Genomic DNA, 21,488 nt, shown 5'->3' with positions numbered 1-21,488 from the left:
GCAAGTGATCTGCCGGCGGGATGGGGCGCAAAGCGCCCCGAGCACCTCAAGCCTGTGCGGCCACCATTTCGCTCGTCTTCACGACTTTGGCGTAGGCGAAGGCCAACGCTGCCATGGTCGCATCCTGTACCTGGGCCGCTGGCACCTGCTTGCCGTCGAACATCAGTGCCAGGGTCGCGCAGGCATCGAGCACCAAGGTCACTTCAAAGCCCAGGTCGGCGCGTGCACAAACCGCTTGACCTTGACTTAACTTGAGGTTTTACCCTGCTCGGCATCGCGCTGCATGCGCCCGTAGCCAGGTGACTGTCGATGTCGGCAAACCCTCAAGCCCTGTGGTTCACCCAGATGATCGAATATGAAGTGCCAAGCCCGTGCCAGCAGGCGTTGGCTCAAGCGCTGGTGGTGCGCAGCGAAGTGTTGGCAGCGCGCTGCGAAGGCCTGCAAGGCGTCAGCATTCAGGCAAGCGACGATGGCAGCCGGGTGCTGCAGTACCTGCAATGGCAGTCACGCCAGGCCTGGTCGGCGGCGGCCGAGTATTTCAATGAGGAACCCTTCCTCGAGCTGTTGCGCCGGCACCAAGCACGGGGTGTCAATTTTGCGGCCTACCAGACCTTGCGCAGCTTGGTGCGCAGCGCCGATGGCGGCCTGCATTGCCAGGTAGGGGAGGGTCAGGCGTACCACGGTGCGTAGTGTGGGTAGCGGTCCAGGCGGGCACCGATGACCATTTCGCTGATCCATGCCGCCAGCATCGAGCTGTAGGCTTTCTGGCTTTCTTCACTGGATAACGCGTGGTCGGCGCCGTCGACCATGCGGTGGGTCAGGGAGTGGGCGCTGACAAATGCCGAGCGGTAGCTCATCAGGGTGCTATGCGGTACATAGTCGTCCTGTTCGGACTCCACCAGCAGCACATCACCGACGAACTCGGCGCAGGCGGCCAGGGCGCGGTTGTCGGCCGGCCCCAGGGGGCGCTGGCGGTAGGCGTTCAAGCGCTGACGATCAAGGGCTTGCTTGGGGCTGTCCCATTCTTCGTCCCAGTACATGGCCGGCACCCGCAGGGCCAGCCATTTCACCGGGCGTTCGCGGGTCAGCAAGGTGGCCAGGTAGCCGCCATAGCTGCTGCCGATGATGGCGATGGCGTTGCTGTCGACCGCCGGGTGGCTGATCAGGCGGTCGTAAGCCACCAGCAGGTCTTGCAGGTTCTGCTCACGGGTAACGGTCAGGCGCTGGCTTTGGGTTTTTTCATGGCCGCGCAGGTCGAAGGTCATGCACACGCAGCCCAGGCCGGTGATGTGTCGGGCGCGAGCCAGGTCACGTTGCTGGCTGCCACCCCAGCCGTGGACGAAGAGAATACCTGGCATCTTGCTGCCAGGGCTGACCAAGGTCCCGGCGATGCGGTCGTTCTCGACCTGCAGTTCGACGGTTTCACTCTGAATGGCCATGCTCGCGAATCCGCGCAAATTTGCTGAGTTGTCCGAGTTCACTGTCGTTTCCTTGGTAGAAAAGGGTGGCATCCGCGGGCAGGTCGGCGCTGCCGAACACTTCATGGGTGGACGCACGTACCTGCTGCAGTGGCGGGTCGTCGGCAAATGCCTGCAGGGCCAGCAGCTCGGCGCTGCTGGCACCGCCCAGGCGCCAGGATTGTTCGAGTACCCCGCTGCATGGCTGGCCGGAGGCCGTGGTGCCGCGGGCGATATCGTAGTTGCGCCGCGACGCTACAAAGCCCGGAAAATGCCGTTCGGCAGCCTGTTCGTAGGCCATGGCCTGGTTCACGGCCAGCCGCAGGTGATCTTCAAGGGGGCGTTGCAACAGGGCCTGATAGTCGCCACGGATTACGATCAGGTCAGATCCCCCGTACACCTCGCAGCCCTGATGGTCACGGGTGAGTTGCTGGGTGCCATGGTAGCTGCAGGTGAGGCCGGCCACCCTGACCTGACCAACGCTGAAGGTCTGCACTTGGCTCAGGTCTTCTTCCAGCACCAGTCCCCATACCGCCAACTGCTGGTCGTCCATACCGTTCAGCAAAGGGGTCAGCTGATCCAGTTCTGTGATCACCTGTTGCCCGCGGCCTGCGCTGGCCCGTACTGGCTTGACCCGCACAGGGCCAGCGCGCAACAGCAAGGCTGCAGCATGGCGGGCATCGGGTTTGCTGAACACCGTAAAACCGCGCAGCAAGGCGTCGCCGGCCTGGCGGGCGAAGCCGTCGGTCCAGCCCTCAGGGCCGGAGGCTCCCGCAGGCAGGGGGTGGGAAATGGCTTTGGTGGCCATGTAGGGGCAGGGTACCACGCCGCCGAATAGATCGGACTCACTGACAATGCCCAGGCTGGCAGCCTGCTCGGTGTCGGTCAGGGTTTCGGTCGGGATGCAATAGCAGTTGTCGGTGGCAACAGGCAGCCGGGTGGGCTGCACATGGGGGCAGCCCAGCAAGCGTGCCAGGCCCTCGGCGAGCTTCAGGTGCACGGCCCGCTCATGCTCGGGTGTATGTTCCCGAGTGTCGAGCAGCACGACGGCAGTTTTAGCGGGGCAGGCACTGGGCATGGTCTGCTGCCTGTGTGTGGCGAATGTACAGTGTGTGAAGCCGTGACCCTGGGGAAGTTCAGCAATACTTGATCGGCGGTCCTTGTGTAGGACGGTTCCGGTTCGCGCCTGGGCGATTGCAGGGCTTTGGCGCCTGCTCCATTATCCGCCTATTGGATCAACCGTGATGTAGCCGCAGGAGAGCGCATGAACGTGCAGACCCCCTTTGAATACAGCGTGCCACAGCGCCTGATGCGTCTGCGCCAGGCCATGGCGGCAAGGCACATCGATGCCTTGCTGGTGCCTTCAGCCGACCCGCACCTCTCCGAATACCTGCCCGGCTATTGGCAAGGGCGCCAGTGGCTGTCGGGGTTTCATGGCTCGGTGGGTACACTGGTGGTGACCTCGGCGTTTGCCGGGCTATGGGTCGATAGCCGCTACTGGGAACAGGCCGAGCATGAATTGGCCGGCAGTGGCATCGAGCTGATGAAGCTGTCGCCGGGCAAGCCTGGCGCGCTGGAGTGGCTGGGAGAGCACGCTGAGCCCAACGGCACCGTGGCAGTCGACGGTGCCGTCATGGCATTGGCCTCGGCGCGGCAATTGGCAGAGCGCCTGAAGGCGCGCGGGGCGCGGCTGGTGACCGACCAGGACCTGCTGGGCGAGGTGTGGGACGGGCGCCCGGCGCTGCCTGGCAATCCGGTCTATCAGCATTTGCAGCCGCACGCCACGACGAGCCGGGCGCAAAAGCTCGCGCAGTTGCGCCAGGCCATGCAGGCCAAGGGGGCCGACTGGCACTTCATTGCCACCCTCGATGACATCGCCTGGCTGTTCAATCTGCGCGGTAGCGACGTCTCATACAACCCGGTGTTTCTGGCCTTCGCCTTGATCAGCCAGCAGCAGGCCATGCTGTTCGTTGGCCAGGGCAAGGTGGATGCGCACCTGCGCCAGGTACTGGCGAGCGACGGTGTCGAAGTGCGCGACTACAGCGAAGCAGGGCAGGCGCTGGCTGCCGTGGCGGCAGGCAGCCGGCTGCTGCTGGACCCGGCACGCGTCACCTGCAGCCTGTTGGCCAACTTGCCGGTGGGTGTGGAGCTGGTCGAGGGGCTGAACCCCACCACCCTGAGCAAGGCCTGCAAGGGTGACGCTGATCTCCCCTACATCCGTCAGGTCATGGAGGAAGACGGGGCGGCATTGTGCGAATTCTTCGCCTGGCTGGAAGCCAACCTTGGTCGAGAGGTCGTCACCGAACTGACCGTGGACGAGCAATTGAGTGCCGCACGTGCACGGCGGGCGAATTTCGTGTCGCTGAGCTTTTCGACCATTGCAGCCTTCAATGCCAATGGTGCGATGCCGCATTACCGCGCCACCGAGCAGTCGCATGCACGCATCGAAGGCAACGGGCTGTTGCTGATCGATTCGGGTGGGCAGTACCTGGGGGGGACTACTGACATCACTCGCATGGTGCCGGTGGGTGTTCCCAGCCACGCGCAGAAGGAAGACTGCACCCGCGTGCTCAAGGGCATGATCGCCCTGTCGCGGGCCACGTTTCCCCGTGGCATCCTGTCGCCCCTGCTCGATGCCATTGCGCGCGCGCCGATCTGGGCTGACCAGGTCGACTACGGGCATGGGACCGGGCACGGGGTGGGCTATTTCCTCAATGTGCATGAGGGGCCGCAAGTGATTGCCTACCAGGCGGCACCGGCGCCCCATACGGCCATGCAGGCGGGCATGATCAGCTCGATCGAGCCGGGCACCTACAGGCCTGGGCAATGGGGGGTACGCATCGAGAATCTGGTGGTCAACCGCGAAGCAGGCACGAGCGCCTTCGGTGACTTCCTGAACTTCGAGACCTTGACGCTGTGCCCGATCGACACCCGCTGCCTCCTGCCCGAACGACTGACCCAATGCGAACTGGAGTGGCTCAATGGCTATCATGCCCACGTGCGCGAGCGTTTGGCCCCGTTGTTGAAAGGGGAGGCGCTTGGCTGGCTCGAAGCGCGCACCGCGCCGCTGTAAAGCGCGGCGAAAAAGGGCAGCCGATGCGCTGCCCTTGCTGCTATTTGCAGATGACGATCATGCTGCGGCTGGTGTAGCCCGCTGGGTTGATGCCGAACAAATAGTCACCGTCTTCTTCGTCGCTGTCACCAGACCGTGCGACCACCCGGTAACCGCGGGTGCTGCAAGCGCTTGCAGCCTTGCTGTAACACTTGTCCCACGAGGATGAAAGGCCGGAGCAATTGATATGCAGGCCCTTTTTGCCCTTCTTGACCTCGGTCTTGGCCGTGGCGGCACATCCAGCAATAGCCAAGATGGCCAGGATGAGAAAAATACGTTTCATTCCTGTCCTTATATGCAGGGCGAATCCGATGTCAGACCCTGTCGTTATCGCTTCGGTTCTTCCTGAATTTCCTCAGCGCCAATGTTCGCTTCAGTAGAGCGCGTGAAGATCGTGATGCTGTGACAGCTTAATCAGCGGGGCCGATCGCGACAATCATTAATACGGTCTCAAATGAAAATATTTCTCATATCAGTCGGCGGCGATGGGTGGGCTGGTTTCTTTTCGCATCGACAGCGTGGTGCCCACAGAGGCCGCAATGATCGCCAGGATCGCCAGCCATTGGGTGACTGTCAGAACTTCGCCAAGGAACAAAAGGCCCGACAGCGCCCCGAATGCAGGCTCGATGCTCATGAGGGTGCCGAAAGTGCGCGCCGGAATGCGCGTCAGGGCAACCATCTCCAGGCTGTAGGGCAGGGCGGTGGACAGCACTGCAACGGCGAGCGCTACGGGAATCAGCGCCGGGGTGAGCAGTGCGCTGCCGGCATGGGCGATGCCGATAGGTGCGACGAACAGGGCGGCTACCACAACCCCCAGGGCGGCACTCTGGATGCCATGCTCGGCGCCGGCGCGTTGCCCGAACAGGATATACAGTGCCCAGCAAACACCCGCCCCCAGGGCATAGGCTGCGCCCACAGGGTCAAGTGCTTGCCCGCCATGGCCGGCTGGCAGCAAGAGCAGCAAGCCAACAATGGCCAATGCGATCCAAAGGAAGTCGGTGGGTCGACGCGACGACAGCAGCGCCACGGCTAGCGGACCGGTGAACTCAAGGGCCACGGCAATGCCGATGGGCACCGTTTGCAGTGCCATATAAAAGAGGAAATTCATGCCGCCCAGGGCCATGCCATAAATGATGACGTTGCGCAGGGTTTTGGCGGTCAGGCGAACCCGCCAGGGGCGCAGTATCAGCAGCATGATGATGCTGGCGAAGATCAGCCGCAGGGTGGTGGTGCCTTGTGCGCCAACGATGGGGAACATGCTCTTGGCCAAGGAAGCGCCTGACTGGATCGAGGCCATGGCAATCAGCAGCAAGCCTATCGGAAAGAGGGTGGCGGCCAGGCTGCGGGGCTGGGTGTTCATTTAAGGGCGGCATTCCTTGGAGGGGGAGGGGTGAGCAATATAGTGCGCAATTAGCAGGATGATGGGCAAGGTGCCCTGCAGAGGTTTTCTAGCGCTGGCTAGCGTGCAGGGCAGGGTGCAGGGCGAGCACGCTGTTGCTCGGCTGCAGGGATTCTGCGGAAAACCTAAATTATTGAAATTAAAGGTTGACCTACAAAAACGCCGCCCTATAATGCGCACCATTCCAACGCGGTAGCAGGCACTGCCAGCCACTGTGTTGAGTCAAGTGTTTGAAGCTAAACGAGTTTCTCGCAAAAAACTTCAAAATAAACGCTTGACAGCAAATGAGGAAAGCGTAGAATGCGCGCCTCGGTTGAGACGAAACACTCTTAGCCAACCGCTCTTTAACAAATCGAATCAAGCAATTCGTGTGGGTGCTTGTGAGTACGGACTGATAGTCAAAAAGATTATCAGCATCACAAGTGGCCATGCGAGAAATCACATAGTCATTTGAGATTGCTGAGCCAAGTTTAGGGTTTCTTAAAAACCCAAGCAGTATTGAACTGAAGAGTTTGATCATGGCTCAGATTGAACGCTGGCGGCAGGCCTAACACATGCAAGTCGAGCGGATGACGGGAGCTTGCTCCTTGATTCAGCGGCGGACGGGTGAGTAATGCCTAGGAATCTGCCTGGTAGTGGGGGACAACGTTTCGAAAGGAACGCTAATACCGCATACGTCCTACGGGAGAAAGCAGGGGCCCTTCGGGCCTTGCGCTATCAGATGAGCCTAGGTCGGATTAGCTTGTTGGTGAGGTAATGGCTCACCAAGGCGACGATCCGTAACTGGTCTGAGAGGATGATCAGTCACACTGGAACTGAGACACGGTCCAGACTCCTACGGGAGGCAGCAGTGGGGAATATTGGACAATGGGCGAAAGCCTGATCCAGCCATGCCGCGTGTGTGAAGAAGGTCTTCGGATTGTAAAGCACTTTAAGTTGGGAGGAAGGGCAGTAAGTTAATACCTTGCTGTTTTGACGTTACCGACAGAATAAGCACCGGCTAACTCTGTGCCAGCAGCCGCGGTAATACAGAGGGTGCAAGCGTTAATCGGAATTACTGGGCGTAAAGCGCGCGTAGGTGGTTTGTTAAGTTGGATGTGAAAGCCCCGGGCTCAACCTGGGAACTGCATCCAAAACTGGCAAGCTAGAGTACGGTAGAGGGTGGTGGAATTTCCTGTGTAGCGGTGAAATGCGTAGATATAGGAAGGAACACCAGTGGCGAAGGCGACCACCTGGACTGATACTGACACTGAGGTGCGAAAGCGTGGGGAGCAAACAGGATTAGATACCCTGGTAGTCCACGCCGTAAACGATGTCAACTAGCCGTTGGAATCCTTGAGATTTTAGTGGCGCAGCTAACGCATTAAGTTGACCGCCTGGGGAGTACGGCCGCAAGGTTAAAACTCAAATGAATTGACGGGGGCCCGCACAAGCGGTGGAGCATGTGGTTTAATTCGAAGCAACGCGAAGAACCTTACCAGGCCTTGACATGCAGAGAACTTTCCAGAGATGGATTGGTGCCTTCGGGAACTCTGACACAGGTGCTGCATGGCTGTCGTCAGCTCGTGTCGTGAGATGTTGGGTTAAGTCCCGTAACGAGCGCAACCCTTGTCCTTAGTTACCAGCACGTTATGGTGGGCACTCTAAGGAGACTGCCGGTGACAAACCGGAGGAAGGTGGGGATGACGTCAAGTCATCATGGCCCTTACGGCCTGGGCTACACACGTGCTACAATGGTCGGTACAGAGGGTTGCCAAGCCGCGAGGTGGAGCTAATCTCACAAAACCGATCGTAGTCCGGATCGCAGTCTGCAACTCGACTGCGTGAAGTCGGAATCGCTAGTAATCGCGAATCAGAATGTCGCGGTGAATACGTTCCCGGGCCTTGTACACACCGCCCGTCACACCATGGGAGTGGGTTGCACCAGAAGTAGCTAGTCTAACCTTCGGGAGGACGGTTACCACGGTGTGATTCATGACTGGGGTGAAGTCGTAACAAGGTAGCCGTAGGGGAACCTGCGGCTGGATCACCTCCTTAATCGACGACATCAGCCTGCTGATGAGCTCCCACACGAATTGCTTGATTCATTTGCTGATGAGAATTCAGAAATGAACATTCGTTGATGAATGTTGATTTCTGACTTTTGTCAGACCGTTCTTTAAAAATTCGGATATGTGATAGATATAGACTGACATGCACTTTCACTGGTGCGTGATCAGGCTAAGGTAAAATTTTTGAGTTCTGCTCTTAACTGAGCGAAATGCGAATTTTCGGCGAATGTCGTCTTCACAGTATAACCAGATTGCTTGGGGTTATATGGTCAAGTGAAGAAGCGCATACGGTGGATGCCTTGGCAGTCAGAGGCGATGAAAGACGTGGTAGCCTGCGATAAGCTTTGGGGAGTCGGCAAACAGACTGTGATCCAGAGATCTCTGAATGGGGGAACCCACTCAGCATAAGCTGAGTATCTTGTACTGAATACATAGGTGCAAGAGGCGAACCAGGGGAACTGAAACATCTAAGTACCCTGAGGAAAAGAAATCAACCGAGATTCCCTTAGTAGTGGCGAGCGAACGGGGACCAGCCCTTAAGTTGGTTTGAGATTAGTGGAACGCTCTGGAAAGTGCGGCCATAGTGGGTGATAGCCCCGTACACGAAAATCTCTTATCAATGAAATCGAGTAGGACGGAGCACGAGAAACTTTGTCTGAATATGGGGGGACCATCCTCCAAGGCTAAATACTACTGACTGACCGATAGTGAACCAGTACCGTGAGGGAAAGGCGAAAAGAACCCCGGAGAGGGGAGTGAAATAGAACCTGAAACCGTATGCGTACAAGCAGTGGGAGCCTACTTTGTTAGGTGACTGCGTACCTTTTGTATAATGGGTCAGCGACTTATATTCAGTGGCGAGCTTAACCGAATAGGGGAGGCGTAGCGAAAGCGAGTCTTAATAGGGCGTTTAGTCGCTGGGTATAGACCCGAAACCGGGCGATCTATCCATGGGCAGGTTGAAGGTTAGGTAACACTGACTGGAGGACCGAACCGACTACCGTTGAAAAGTTAGCGGATGACCTGTGGATCGGAGTGAAAGGCTAATCAAGCTCGGAGATAGCTGGTTCTCCTCGAAAGCTATTTAGGTAGCGCCTCATGTATCACTGTAGGGGGTAGAGCACTGTTTCGGCTAGGGGGTCATCCCGACTTACCAAACCGATGCAAACTCCGAATACCTACAAGTGCCGAGCATGGGAGACACACGGCGGGTGCTAACGTCCGTCGTGAAAAGGGAAACAACCCAGACCGTCAGCTAAGGTCCCAAAGTCATGGTTAAGTGGGAAACGATGTGGGAAGGCTTAGACAGCTAGGAGGTTGGCTTAGAAGCAGCCACCCTTTAAAGAAAGCGTAATAGCTCACTAGTCGAGTCGGCCTGCGCGGAAGATGTAACGGGGCTCAAACCATGCACCGAAGCTACGGGTATCATCTTTTGGTGATGCGGTAGAGGAGCGTTCTGTAAGCCTGTGAAGGTGAGTTGAGAAGCTTGCTGGAGGTATCAGAAGTGCGAATGCTGACATGAGTAACGACAATGCGAGTGAAAAACTCGCACGCCGAAAGACCAAGGTTTCCTGCGCAACGTTAATCGACGCAGGGTTAGTCGGTCCCTAAGGCGAGGCTGAAAAGCGTAGTCGATGGAAAACAGGTTAATATTCCTGTACTTCCAGTTATTGCGATGGAGGGACGGAGAAGGTTAGGCCAGCCTGGCGTTGGTTGTCCAGGTTTAAGGTGGTAGGCTGGAATCTTAGGCAAATCCGGGATTTCAAGGCCGAGAGCTGATGACGAGTTGCCTTTAGGCGACGAAGTGGTTGATACCATGCTTCCAAGAAAAGCTCCTAAGCTTCAGATAACTGGGAACCGTACCCCAAACCGACACAGGTGGTTAGGTAGAGAATACCAAGGCGCTTGAGAGAACTCGGGTGAAGGAACTAGGCAAAATGGCACCGTAACTTCGGGAGAAGGTGCGCCGGCGAGGGTGAAGGACTTGCTCCGTAAGCTCATGCCGGTCGAAGATACCAGGCCGCTGCGACTGTTTATTAAAAACACAGCACTCTGCAAACACGAAAGTGGACGTATAGGGTGTGACGCCTGCCCGGTGCCGGAAGGTTAATTGATGGGGTTAGCGCAAGCGAAGCTCTTGATCGAAGCCCCGGTAAACGGCGGCCGTAACTATAACGGTCCTAAGGTAGCGAAATTCCTTGTCGGGTAAGTTCCGACCTGCACGAATGGCGTAACGATGGCGGCGCTGTCTCCACCCGAGACTCAGTGAAATTGAAATCGCTGTGAAGATGCAGTGTATCCGCGGCTAGACGGAAAGACCCCGTGAACCTTTACTATAGCTTTGCACTGGACTTTGAATTTGCTTGTGTAGGATAGGTGGGAGGCTTTGAAGTGGGGACGCCAGTTCTCATGGAGCCATCCTTGAAATACCACCCTGGCAACTTTGAGGTTCTAACTCAGGTCCGTTATCCGGATCGAGGACAGTGTATGGTGGGTAGTTTGACTGGGGCGGTCTCCTCCCAAAGAGTAACGGAGGAGTACGAAGGTGCGCTCAGACCGGTCGGAAATCGGTCGTAGAGTATAAAGGCAAAAGCGCGCTTGACTGCGAGACAAACACGTCGAGCAGGTACGAAAGTAGGTCTTAGTGATCCGGTGGTTCTGTATGGAAGGGCCATCGCTCAACGGATAAAAGGTACTCCGGGGATAACAGGCTGATACCGCCCAAGAGTTCATATCGACGGCGGTGTTTGGCACCTCGATGTCGGCTCATCACATCCTGGGGCTGAAGCCGGTCCCAAGGGTATGGCTGTTCGCCATTTAAAGTGGTACGCGAGCTGGGTTTAGAACGTCGTGAGACAGTTCGGTCCCTATCTGCCGTGGACGTTTGAGATTTGAGAGGGGCTGCTCCTAGTACGAGAGGACCGGAGTGGACGAACCTCTGGTGTTCCGGTTGTCACGCCAGTGGCATTGCCGGGTAGCTATGTTCGGAAGAGATAACCGCTGAAAGCATCTAAGCGGGAAACTTGCCTCAAGATGAGATCTCACTGGGATCTTGAATCCCCTAAAGGGCCGTCGAAGACTACGACGTTGATAGGTTGGGTGTGTAAGCGCTGTGAGGCGTTGAGCTAACCAATACTAATTGCCCGTGAGGCTTGACCATATAACACCCAAGCAATTTGCTGACGCAGATTGCGGTGGTGAAGATGACATGAACCGAAAGTTCGCAACGCATCACAAACATCACATATCCGAATTCGCTGGGCTGTCCATCTGGACATTCTGGCTACAGAATTTCTTGACGACCATAGAGCATTGGAACCACCTGATCCCATCCCGAACTCAGCAGTGAAACGATGCATCGCCGATGGTAGTGTGGGGTTTCCCCATGTGAGAGTAGGTCATCGTCAAGATTCATTTCGCAAAACCCCTATCTGCACATGCAGGTAGGGGTTTTGTCTTTATGGGCCAAAAATAATCCCCGGCACCATCACTGTGGGAGCGGGCGTGCCCGCGAACACGGGCGCAGCCCGTGCCAGCCAGCTTTCATGAAATGTACGTCATGTATGCCTGAAGCGTTATAGGGCAGTGCTACGCTCGCGGAAATACTCAGCACGGACATTCACCATGGACATGAACTGGCACCAGGCCTTGCAAGAGAGCCTGAATTGGCTGGCAATCGCCTCGTTCATCACCTTTGTCGGCTTCACTGCCGCCGCTATTCTGGCCGTACGCTACACCCGCTGGGGCAGCCAGTTCTGGCAACTTGCGGGGCCTTATTTCAGTTACAAACGCAGTTGGCGGCCACTGCTGGTGTTTGCGTTGCTGCTGGTGCTGACGTTGTTTTCCGTACGCCTCAATGTGCTGTTCTCGTTCTGGTACAACGGGTTTTACAGCGCTTTGCAGGGGCTGGACCAAGGGGCATTCTGGTACCTGCTCGGGGTCTTCGCCGTGCTGGCCAGCATCCATGTGCTGCGCTCGCTGTGCTCTTTCTATGTGAACCAGGCCTTCAGCATCACCTGGCGGGTATGGTTGACCGAGCGCCTGACCCGTGACTGGATGCACGGTGATGCTTACTACCGTGGACAATTTCTTGCTGAACCGATCGACAACCCCGACCAGCGTATCGAGCTGGACGTAAACGCCTTCGTCAGCAACTCCCTGTCCTTGGCCTTGGGGGCAGTCAGTGCGCTGGTGTCCCTGGTGGCGTTCACCGGGATCCTCTGGGGGTTGTCAGCGCCGTTGGCCGTGGCCGGTGTTGAAATTCCCAGGGCGATGGTGTTTGCCGTGTACCTGTATGTGGTCGTCGCCACCTGGATCGCCTTCCGCCTGGGCCAGCCTTTGATTCGCCTGAACTTCCTCAACGAAAAGCTCACCGCCAACTTCCGCTATGCGCTGATGCGCCTGCGTGAGAATGCCGAGAATGTCGCTTTCTACCAAGGTGCCGAGGTTGAGCGGGGCACCTTGCTGGGGCGCTTCGCGGCACTGATCGTGAATGCCTGGGCGCTGGTATTCCGAAACCTCAAGTTCAGTGGTTTCAACCTGGGGGTCAGCCAGGTGGCAGTCGTGTTCCCGTTCATTCTGCAGGCACCGCGCTTCTTCAGCGGGGCAATCAAGCTGGGTGACGTCATGCAAACGTCTCAGGCATTTGGGCAGGTGCAGGATGCACTGTCGTTCTTTCGTGAATCGTACGATGCATTCGCGCAGTACCGGGCTACGCTGGACCGTCTGACCGGTTTTCTCGATGCCAACGCGCAGGCAAGGGTATTGCCGCGGGTACTCACCGCGGAGCAGGCCCATGCGCTGCAGATTGCCGACCTGAAAGTGCTGCGCCCGGATGGACACGCCCTGATCACTGATCTGAACCTGAGCCTGCAAGCTGGCCAGGCGCTGTTGATCAAGGGGCCTTCAGGCAGCGGCAAGACTACCCTGCTACGCGCCCTGGCCGGCCTGTGGCCCTATGCCGAAGGGGAGGTGCGGCGCCCACTGGGCCATCAGGCGCTGTTCCTGTCGCAGCGTCCCTATTTGCCTTTGGGGGACCTGCGCACGGTCATTGCCTACCCGGCGGTGGGGCAGCCCGAGGATCAGGCGCGTATGCAGCAGGTACTGCACCAGGTCAATCTTGGGCACCTGGCCGAGCGCCTGGAGGTCAGCTGCGATTGGGCGCATATTCTGTCGGTGGGCGAGCAGCAGCGCCTGGCTTTTGCCCGGGTTCTGTTCAACCGGCCGCAGGTGGTGTTTCTTGATGAGTCCACCTCAGCGATGGATGAGGGGCTCGAGCATGCCCTTTATGCGCTGCTGCGCTCGGAAATGCCTGGTGCACTGTTGCTCAGTGTCGGGCACCGAAGCACCCTGGCAGGTTTTCATACTCACCGGCTGGAGGTGGATGGGCGTGGCGGTTGGTCATTGGTGGCGCAGGCGCCTGCGCTGGCATAGTGTTCAGCATGCCTGCCTCGCAGCATGCCAAACACTGTGCACCAGCCCGCCACCCGAGGCACTTGATGAAAGCTACCCGTTTGACCCTTTTTTGCCATGCCCTGACTCAGGCCCAGAAGACTGGGCGCCTGCACTGCGCTGATGACGGCATCCTGCCGCTTTCGCAACCGCCGGCGCCTCTCCTGCCAGCGGTGCAGTTGCTGACGGCGCCAGAGCGGCGCGCCTGCGAAACAGCGGCGTGGTTGTCGAGCACGGTGCATGTCGAGCCCGCCTTGGCCGATTGCGACCTCGGGCATTGGCAGGGCATGGCGCTGAAGCAGTTGCAGGCCGAGCAGCCAGAAGCGTTGGCCGATTGGTTACGGGAGCCAGCCAGTAACGTGCATGGCGGGGAGTCGTTCGCTGCGCTGTGCCAGCGGATGGCCGCCTGGCTGGCGGCTTTCGACAGGCCGGGTGAATGGCTGGCGGTCACCCATCCGCAGGTCATACGTGCTGTGCTGGTGCAGGTACTGGGCTGCCCGATGAGTGCCGGGCAGCGTATCGATGTGTTGCCGCTGTCACGTCTGGAACTGAGCCATACCGGGCAGTGGCGGCTGCGCCTGGGTGAGGTTCAGAACGCCAGCTTGTAGCCGATCAACAACAGCATGGCGGCCAGGCACGGACGCAGCACGCGGTCGGAGATCCGCCCGGTGAGGTGGCTGCCCAGGTAGATGCCCGGCAGAGAACCCAGCAGCAGGTAGCCCAGTAACGACCAGTCCATATTGCCCATGCCGGCATGGCCAAGGCCTGCCACCAGCGTTAGCGGCACGGCATGGGCGATTTCCGTACCGACCAGGCGACGGGTGACCAGAAACGGGTACAGCAGGAATAACGCCACGGTACCCAGGGCGCCGGCGCCGATGGAGGTCAGGGTCACCATCACCCCCAGCACCACGCCGGTCAGCACGGTGAGGGTATTCAGGGTACCTGCGCTGAGGTGGTAGTGATCGCCGGCATGGTGGCTGGCGAAAGCCTGCAGCCGCGATTTGAACAGAATGGCCAGCGCGGTGAGGATCAACACCACCGCCAGGCCTTGCTTGATGATGGCATTGAGCGCCGATGTGTCGGTATGCAGGGTGCTCAGGAACCACAGGGTCAATGCGGCCGCAGGCACGCTGCCGAGGCTGAGCAGGCCGGTGATCTTCCAGTCGATGTTCTTGTTACGTGCATGCACCCAGACGCCACTGGCCTTGGTGATGGCGGCATAGAGCAGATCGGTGCCGACGGCCGTCGCCGGGTTGATACCGAACCACAACAGGATCGGGGTCATCAGCGAACCGCCACCGACGCCGGTCATGCCGACGATGAAACCCACGACCAGTCCCGCAATGGTGAAACCAAAAGAACCTACATCCATACGCTACTCGACCGCCCAACATTGCCCGTTATCGGATGCAGCCAGCATATAGATTTTTTTATAGCCAAATAGACTTGTTCGTTATTAGGTTATAACCGCGTAAAGATGGGGGCGCTGGGCGCCCCCGGGTTCTCAGATCCGGAAACTCCCCACCAATTGCTTCAACCGGCCGGCCTGCTGCGCCAGTTGATCGCAGTGGCGCAGGGTTTCGTTAAGGTTCTCTACCCCTTGCTGGTTCAGCGCATTGATTTGGGTAATGTCCAGATTGAGGCTTTCGACCACGGCGGTCTGCTCTTCGGTAGCGGTGGCCACCGACTGGTTCATGCCGTCGATCTCGCCAATACGCTGGGTGACGCTAGCCAGCCGCTCACCGGCCTGGTTGGCCACTTGCACGGTTTGCTCGCTGGACACCTGGCTGGTGTTCATGGTGTGCACCGCTTCGCGGGAACCGACTTGCAGGCTGGTGATCATGCGGTGGATTTCTTCTGCCGATTCCTGGGTCCGGTGGGCCAGGTTGCGCACCTCGTCGGCCACCACGGCAAAGCCTCTACCCGCTTCGCCCGCGCGTGCCGCCTCGATCGCAGCGTTCAGTGCCAGCAAGTTGGTCTGCTGCGAGATGCCTTTTATCACGTCCAGAATCTTGCCGATTTCATCAGTGCTGGCATTGAGCGTTTCAATCTGTGCGCACGATTCGCTGATGCGCTGCGACAGCGCAGTCATGGCGTTGATCGCTTCTTCCACCACTTCCCGGCCACCGTGGGCCTGCTCGCTGGCACCACTGGCATGCTGCGAGGCATCTGCGGCGTTGCGCGCGATTTCCTGGGTCGCGGCGCCCAGCTCGTTGATGGCTGCGGCCACGCTGTTGGTGCGCATGCTCTGCTCTTCGGAGCCACTGATCGACGCATTCGACGCGCTGACCACTTTCTCCGACAGGTCATGCACCAGGCGGGTGGCCGACGACACTTCGCTGATCGAGGCGTGAATGCGTTCGACAAAGCGGTTGAACGACGTTGCCAGTTCGCCGAATTCGTCCTGGTTCTGCACCACCAGACGGCGGGTCAGGTCGCCTTCTCCCTCGGCGATATCGCGCAAGGCGCGGCCCATGGTGGTCAGCGGGCGCATCAGTAGTGGAATCAGCAGGCCCAGCAGGCCGGCAATGGCCGCCACGGCAATCAGCATGGCGATGATGGCCGATGTGCGGAACTGGCTGAGTGCGGCGTAGGCCTTGTCCTTGTCGATCGACAAGCCGATGTACCACTGGGCCGAAGGCAGCCCGGCGACCGGCGCGAACGAAATGATCCGGTCCTGACCGTTCAGGGTGACATCCTGCATGCCGGCGGCAACGCGCAGGTCGCTGCCGGGGTAGATGTCCTTCAGGTTTTTCATGACCTGGTCTTTGTTCGGGCTGACGATCACCTGGCCATTGGCATCGGCGAGGAAGGCGTGGCCGAGACCACCGAAATCCACCGAGTTGATGATCTCCACCAGGGTATCGAGGGTCAGGTCACCGCCAACCACACCGATCATTTCCCCCGTGGCCTTGCTTTTCACCGGGGTGGCGATAGTGACCATCAGGCCGCCGACCGCACCCTGGTACGGTGGCGTCAGCACCGTTTGCCCGGCATTGGCCGCCGCTGCATACCAGGGCCGTTGCCGTGGGTCGTAGCCGGCAGGCATCTGGGCGTCCGGGCGCTGGGTGAACACCCCGTTGGCCTGACCGAGGTAGGTGAACAGGAAGTTGCGGGTGTAGGAGGGTTGCTCGATCAACCCGGCCAGGGTCTCGCCGGCACCCTGCTGGCCGATATCCTGGGCCAGGTTTTCCAGCACCAGGATGCGGCCGCTCATCCAGTTTTGCACGCTGCTGGCGGTCAAGGCCCCGGCCTGCTGCACCGAGGCTTCTATGTTCTGGCGGATAGTGTTGCGTTGCAGGTAGTCGTTATAAAGCGTGAACAGGGCGAATGCCAGGACCACGACGCCGCAGGCACTGAGCAGGATCTTGTGGCGAAATTTCAGGTTCATGTTTCGAGACCTTGAGCCAATGTGGGGAGGACGCAGCGCGCTTATGACGTTCTGCGGGGCCTATCGACCGGGATATCGGCTCGGGGGGTAAAACATTGAAGTACTTACAGTAATTTCTTACAGACCTTTCGACAGACGGCACTCAGCCCTTGGCCAGTTGCTCTATCAGCAACCTCGCCGCTTGCTGCAGTGGCTGTTGTTTGCGCCACAGGATATGCACCGGCAGTTGCAACTCGTTGCGCGTATTACGAAAGGCCAGGCGCACCAAGCGCCCGGTTGCCAGCAGTGGGGCTACCCGAGACAACGGCAGGTCGCCCCAGCCCAGGCCGGCTTCGACCATCTGCAGGGCCAGGTCGAAGCTGTCGGTCGACCAGTGCGTGGCGCCGATCAGCGGGCGTGGATCGGCCAGCGGCAGGTCCCGGCTGCGCACGAGGATCTGGCGCACCCGGGTCAGGTCTTCGAGGTAGTGGATGCGTGCTTCACGCAGCGCCGGGTGGCTAGGGGCGAGGGTAGCTACCAAGGCTTCCATACCGATGTGCTGAAAGCCCCGGCGCGCATCCACCTGCAGGCCAGCGAAGGCCACGCAAAGATCGGCGCGGCCGCTGTCCAGCAAGTGCAGGGCCTCTTCCTGCGGGGCGCTGAGCAAAGCGATATCGAGCAATGGGTGGCGCACACCGAGGTCGGCGATAGCCGCCAGCAACGGGCGGTGATCGATGTCCGGCACCACCGCCAGCGTCAGGCTGCTTTCTAGCCCCTGTGAGAGCTCCAAGGCATGGACTTGCAACAGCCCGAGTTGCTCGGCAATCAGCCTGGCGTGCGGTTCCAGGGCCAAGGCCCGGGCGGTGGGCCGAACTTCGCGGGGCCCGCGTTCGAACAAGCTGTATCCCAGCTCCGCTTCCAGATTGCCAATGGCCATGCTGACCGCCGACGGTACCCGTTTGAGGGCGCGAGCGGCGGCGGAGAACGAGCCGCGGTCGAGCACGGCAAGAAACAGCTGGATGTTGTCGCTGGAAAAGTTCATGGCAGCCTCCTGTCAGCAGATCTGACAGCTGCTGACTTTTGCTGTCAAGCGAGGTGAAGCATTATCGCGCCCTTCGTTATTGGTATTGGAGGGAAATGCAGGTGCAGGGTTTGAAGCGCAAACTGGTGTACGTGACGTGCTATGAGCTGATAGGGCTGAGCATGTCGACCCTCGGGCTGGCTTATCTGTCAGAGACCCAGGCGTCGCATACCGGGCCATTGGCGGTGATGATCACAACCATTGCCATGCTCTGGAACCTGATTTTCAACACGTTGTTCGAGCGCTGGGAAAGCCGCCAGGCCAAGCGCGGCCGCAGCGTGGCGCGACGGGTGGCGCATGCGGTCGGCTTTCAGCTGACCCTGGTGGTGTATCTGATCCCGCTGATTGCCTGGTGGCTGGACATGACACTGGTAGAGGCACTGCTGGTGGACATGGCGTTCATTGTGCTGATCCCTTGCTACACCTTCGCCTACAACTGGGTGTTTGACCGGATCTTCGGCTTACCGACCTCGGCCATGGCCAAGGCTTGACTCGGGCGCTACAGGCCACCGCCTGGTACACCCGCTGCTGGACCGGTGCATGGCCGTCAGGAGCGGGCTTGGCCCTTGCGCGCGGGCTACGCCAGGTCGAGTTTGTCTTCCAGCCGGTCGAGGTGGGTGTGCATCAGCCCCAATGCCGCCTCGGCATCGCCTTGCTCCACGGCATCGATGATCGCCGCGTGTTCTTCCCACGCACAATGTTCGCAGCACGGCGACTCGTAGCGGGCAATGATCAGCGAGGTCATCGGCACCAGGCCGTTGAGAAACCGTGCCAGGGGTGCATTGGCCGCCACTTGCGCCAGTTTGAGGTGGAACTCGCCACCCAGGCGGATCGCCGCGCAACGCTCGCCACTTTCATGGTGCTGGCGCTCACGTTCAACCAACTGGCGCAGTTGACGTATCTGCGCAGGGCGGGCGCGCTGTGCGGCCAGGGTGATCAGGGTGGTCTCCGCCAGCCGCCGGGCACTGAGCACCTGCCGCGCCTGCTCGGGGTCGGGGGCTGCCAGGTGCGCGGTGTGGCTCGGGCGCTGCACCACCACTTGCTGGTCACACAGGCGCCCGAGCACGCGGCGGATCACGGTACGGCTGACCCCAAACGCCTGGCCCAACGCCTGCTCGGGCAGCAGGCTGCCGGGGGGCAGGCGCTGTTCGAGAATGGCGTCGAACAGCCGTGGGTAGATTTGCTCGGCCGACAGGCGGGTTTCGCCGGCCGCGAGCAGGGCAGGCAAGTGGGGGGCGGCGTTCATGGTCGCTCTCCTCAGGTCATGGATGCAGGTGTTCATCCGGGATGTTCAGCGGGATGCCCATGCGCGCGCCCTCGGCCAGGATGTGCTGGCGCATCTGGGCACTGGCCAGGGCACTGTTGCGTTCGCGAATGGCGCGTACTACGGCCTCGTTCTCCTTCAGCCTTGCAGCCAGATGCTCCGGTGAGTTGCGCAGCATGTCGGCGCTCTGTTTAAGGGCGTTGCCGGTCTGCTGCACGACACTCTGGAAGATCGGGTTGGTGGTCAGGGCGAAGAGGGCCTCATGGAAAGCGATATAGGCCCTGACCCCAGCTTCGCTGTCATCGGCCTCCAGCGCTTCGCGCATGTCCATCAGGGTGAGGCGCAACTGGCCAACATCCTGGCTGTTGGCCGATTGTGCCACCAGGCCGACGATGAACGGTTCAAGGGTGTAGCGCAGTTCCAGTACGTCAGCCAGGCTGGCGGCGGCGCTGGTATCCAGCCCCGGTTCCAGGGCGGCGGCTTCGGCCTCCAGCACCAGTACACCCTTGCCCGGCAGCGCGCGCACCAGGCCCAGGGTTTCCAGCACGGTTACCGCCTCGCGCAGGCTGGGCCGGCTGATGCCCAGTTGTTCAGCCAGCTCGCGCTGGCCTGGCAGCATGTCGCCGCTGCGCCACTGGCCGCGGGCCAGGGCCTGGCGGAGTTTTTCCACCACTGAATTGACGACGGTCGATGAGCTGATCACAGTTCGCTCCTTGAAGGGCCGGCATCAGTGCCGGCCACGTTCGCTCAGAATTCCTGCTGGTGGGCATTGGGCTGTTTGCGTGGCAACGGGGCAAAGCCGGGTTTGCCTGCCAGTACGTTGTTGGCACGCTCCAGGTCGATGTCTTTTTCCCAGCGGGCAATCGCCACGGTGGCTACACAGTTGCCGATCAGGTTGGTCAGTGCCCGGCCGATGCCCATGAACCAGTCCACCGCAAGTACCAGCACCAGGCCGACAACCGGAATCGCCGGTACGGCAGTCAACGTGGCCGCCAGGATCACCAGCGCCGAGCCAGGGATGCCGTGCGCGCCTTTCGAAGTTACCAGCGACACCAGCAGAATGGTCAGCAGGTCAGTCATCTCCAGCGGTGTGCCGGTGGCGTTGGCGATGAACACGATGGCCAGCGTCAGGTAGATGGAGAAACCGTCCAGGTTGAACGAGTAGCCGGTGGGAATCACCAGCCCCACCGTGGAACTGCCGATGCCCAGGTGTTCCAGCTTGCGCATGATCTGCGGCAGAACGGCGTCGGAAGAGGCGGTGCCCAGCACGATGGTCAGCTCTTCACGCAGGTACTTGATCAGTGGCAACAGTTTCAGGCCCGACAGGCGCATCACGGTACCCAGCACGATCAGCACGAAGCCTGCACAGGTCAGGTAGAACAGCGCTACCAGGCCGCCCAGGTGCTGCAGCGATTCCAGGCCGTATTTGCTGGTGGTGAAGGCGATGGCACCGAATACACCGATCGGGGCCAGGCGCACGATCATGCCCATGATGCGGAAGATCACATGGCTTAGTTCGTTGATCAGCCGCGAAATGCCGGCGGCCGAGTCGCCCACCAGGTTCAATGCGCTGCCGAACAGCACCGAAAACAGCAGCACCTGAAGGATGTTGTTGTCGGCGAAGGCGCCGATCACCGAGGTAGGGATCAGGTCCATGAAGAACGCTGCGGCGCCATGGATGTGTTGACCGCGCTCGGCCAGGCTGCTGGCATCGGCACTGGACAGTTGGTCCAGGTGAATATTGGCGCCGCTGCCGATGCCGCTGCTGAAGGCGAATACCAGGCCGATCACCAACGCCAGGGTGGTCAGCACTTCAAAGTAGATTACCGACTTCAAGCCGATGCGCCCGACCTTTTTCAGGTCGCCGGCGCCCGAGATACCACTGACCACCACGCAGAACACGATCAGGCCGATGAGCATCTTGATCAGCTTGATGAAGCCGTCGCCTAGGGGTTTGAGTTGTAGCGAAAGGTCGGGGAAGCTGAGGCCGCAGGCAATGCCGAGGGCAAGGCCAAGCACGACTTGCAGGAATATCGAACGCGAGCACCATTTGAGCATGGGAGAAGTCTCAGATCGGTGTCCTTGCTTCGGTAGCCGCACGGGGCGAAAGAGCGCAGGACTTAATTATTGTGGTCTTACCGGTTTGTTCAGCGCCAGGCCATAAAAGCGCGAAAAATCGTTCTTTGCAAGGGTTTTTGGCCTTACCGGTCTGACCAGTTATGGGGCGAGTGGGCCTGCCGCGCTCTAGTTCGGTGCGCAGCGGGAAGTTCATGATTGAGCAGGGCGCGTGAGCGAACACG

The 21,488-nt window shown here is 59.7% G+C and carries 15 protein-coding genes, 3 rRNA genes and 1 pseudogene; 8 read left to right on the top strand and 11 right to left on the bottom strand.

Annotated features, from left to right (window positions below):
- Window positions 1–46: 46 nt before the first annotated feature.
- A pseudogene (locus FPB55_RS16200) lies at window positions 47–226 on the bottom strand (cysteine hydrolase); the annotation flags it as partial.
- Between the two features lie 83 nt (window positions 227–309).
- On the opposite strand from FPB55_RS16200, the gene FPB55_RS16195 reads away from it, so the two are divergent.
- The gene (locus FPB55_RS16195; RefSeq protein WP_009684162.1) at window positions 310–690 is read left to right on the top strand and encodes an antibiotic biosynthesis monooxygenase; all 381 of its coding nucleotides are present in this window, start codon (window positions 310–312) and stop codon (window positions 688–690) included.
- Here FPB55_RS16195 and FPB55_RS16190 read toward each other — a convergent pair.
- Window positions 669–1,439 (bottom strand): alpha/beta hydrolase, encoded by a 771-nt coding sequence (locus FPB55_RS16190; protein WP_054906204.1) that lies wholly within the window; start codon window positions 1,437–1,439, stop codon window positions 669–671. The two genes, FPB55_RS16195 and FPB55_RS16190, sit on opposite strands and share 22 nt — an antisense overlap.
- Entirely contained in the window at window positions 1,423–2,535 is a 1,113-nt protein-coding gene (locus FPB55_RS16185; protein WP_144188657.1) for a DUF3182 family protein, read from the bottom strand. Before FPB55_RS16185 ends, FPB55_RS16190 begins: the two co-directional genes overlap by 17 nt.
- Window positions 2,536–2,721: 186 nt before the next feature.
- On the opposite strand from FPB55_RS16185, the gene FPB55_RS16180 reads away from it, so the two are divergent.
- On the top strand, window positions 2,722–4,530 hold the full coding sequence (locus FPB55_RS16180) for an aminopeptidase P family protein (RefSeq protein ID WP_144188655.1): 1,809 nt from the start codon (window positions 2,722–2,724) through the stop codon (window positions 4,528–4,530).
- Between the two features lie 40 nt (window positions 4,531–4,570).
- On the opposite strand, the gene FPB55_RS16175 is transcribed toward FPB55_RS16180, so the two are convergent.
- Both FPB55_RS16175 and rhtA read right to left on the bottom strand, forming a co-directional pair.
- On the bottom strand, window positions 4,571–4,852 hold the full coding sequence (locus FPB55_RS16175) for a hypothetical protein (RefSeq protein WP_009684158.1): 282 nt from the start codon (window positions 4,850–4,852) through the stop codon (window positions 4,571–4,573).
- Window positions 4,853–5,041: 189 nt separating this feature from the next.
- Window positions 5,042–5,929 (bottom strand): threonine/homoserine exporter RhtA, encoded by an 888-nt coding sequence (rhtA, locus tag FPB55_RS16170; protein ID WP_054911752.1) that lies wholly within the window; start codon window positions 5,927–5,929, stop codon window positions 5,042–5,044.
- Window positions 5,930–6,468: 539 nt separating this feature from the next.
- Here rhtA and FPB55_RS16160 point away from each other — a divergent pair.
- From FPB55_RS16160 to FPB55_RS16140, 5 genes are all read left to right on the top strand, one after another.
- Window positions 6,469–8,005 (top strand): 16S ribosomal RNA (locus FPB55_RS16160).
- Between the two features lie 281 nt (window positions 8,006–8,286).
- Window positions 8,287–11,179, top strand: a 23S ribosomal RNA gene (locus FPB55_RS16155).
- A gap of 134 nt (window positions 11,180–11,313) precedes the next feature.
- A 5S ribosomal RNA gene (rrf, locus tag FPB55_RS16150) occupies window positions 11,314–11,429 on the top strand.
- Together the 16S, 23S and 5S rRNA genes form the textbook arrangement of a ribosomal RNA operon.
- A 214-nt stretch (window positions 11,430–11,643) precedes the next feature.
- The gene (locus FPB55_RS16145) at window positions 11,644–13,452 is read left to right on the top strand and encodes an ABC transporter ATP-binding protein/permease (RefSeq protein ID WP_115294388.1); all 1,809 of its coding nucleotides are present in this window, start codon (window positions 11,644–11,646) and stop codon (window positions 13,450–13,452) included.
- Window positions 13,453–13,517: 65 nt separating this feature from the next.
- Entirely contained in the window at window positions 13,518–14,078 is a 561-nt protein-coding gene (locus FPB55_RS16140) for a histidine phosphatase family protein (protein ID WP_009682649.1), read from the top strand.
- On the opposite strand, the gene FPB55_RS16135 is transcribed toward FPB55_RS16140, so the two are convergent.
- From FPB55_RS16135 to FPB55_RS16125, 3 genes are all read right to left on the bottom strand, one after another.
- On the bottom strand, window positions 14,060–14,845 hold the full coding sequence (locus FPB55_RS16135; protein WP_009682648.1) for a sulfite exporter TauE/SafE family protein: 786 nt from the start codon (window positions 14,843–14,845) through the stop codon (window positions 14,060–14,062). The genes FPB55_RS16140 and FPB55_RS16135 overlap by 19 nt on opposite strands.
- Window positions 14,846–14,977: 132 nt before the next feature.
- On the bottom strand, window positions 14,978–16,864 hold the full coding sequence (gene mcpA, locus FPB55_RS16130) for a methyl-accepting chemotaxis protein McpA (RefSeq protein WP_144188653.1): 1,887 nt from the start codon (window positions 16,862–16,864) through the stop codon (window positions 14,978–14,980).
- A 142-nt stretch (window positions 16,865–17,006) separates the two neighbouring features.
- Window positions 17,007–17,885, bottom strand: coding sequence for a LysR family transcriptional regulator (locus tag FPB55_RS16125; protein WP_009682646.1), 879 nt, complete (start codon window positions 17,883–17,885; stop codon window positions 17,007–17,009).
- 101 nt (window positions 17,886–17,986) lie between these two features.
- Here FPB55_RS16125 and FPB55_RS16120 point away from each other — a divergent pair, with 101 nt between their 5' ends.
- Window positions 17,987–18,415 (top strand): PACE efflux transporter, encoded by a 429-nt coding sequence (locus FPB55_RS16120; protein WP_009682645.1) that lies wholly within the window; start codon window positions 17,987–17,989, stop codon window positions 18,413–18,415.
- 86 nt (window positions 18,416–18,501) lie between these two features.
- Here the strand turns inward: FPB55_RS16120 and FPB55_RS16115 are convergent, their stop codons facing one another.
- Genes FPB55_RS16115 through FPB55_RS16105 form a run of 3 tightly spaced genes read right to left on the bottom strand, consistent with a single transcriptional unit; the run spans window position 18,502 to window position 21,246 of the window.
- Entirely contained in the window at window positions 18,502–19,170 is a 669-nt protein-coding gene (locus tag FPB55_RS16115; RefSeq protein ID WP_064314576.1) for a GntR family transcriptional regulator, read from the bottom strand.
- Between the two features lie 16 nt (window positions 19,171–19,186).
- Entirely contained in the window at window positions 19,187–19,891 is a 705-nt protein-coding gene (locus tag FPB55_RS16110; protein WP_029884962.1) for an FCD domain-containing protein, read from the bottom strand.
- A gap of 44 nt (window positions 19,892–19,935) precedes the next feature.
- Window positions 19,936–21,246 (bottom strand): C4-dicarboxylate transporter DctA, encoded by a 1,311-nt coding sequence (locus tag FPB55_RS16105; RefSeq protein WP_009682642.1) that lies wholly within the window; start codon window positions 21,244–21,246, stop codon window positions 19,936–19,938.
- Window positions 21,247–21,488: the final 242 nt, after the last annotated feature.

This window comes from Pseudomonas sp. BJP69, from assembly GCF_007633355.1.
GTDB lineage: Bacteria > Pseudomonadota > Gammaproteobacteria > Pseudomonadales > Pseudomonadaceae > Aquipseudomonas > Aquipseudomonas juntendi.
The sequence above is the reverse complement of the archived record's forward strand: the minus strand, read 5'-3'. Positions and strand labels throughout refer to the sequence as shown.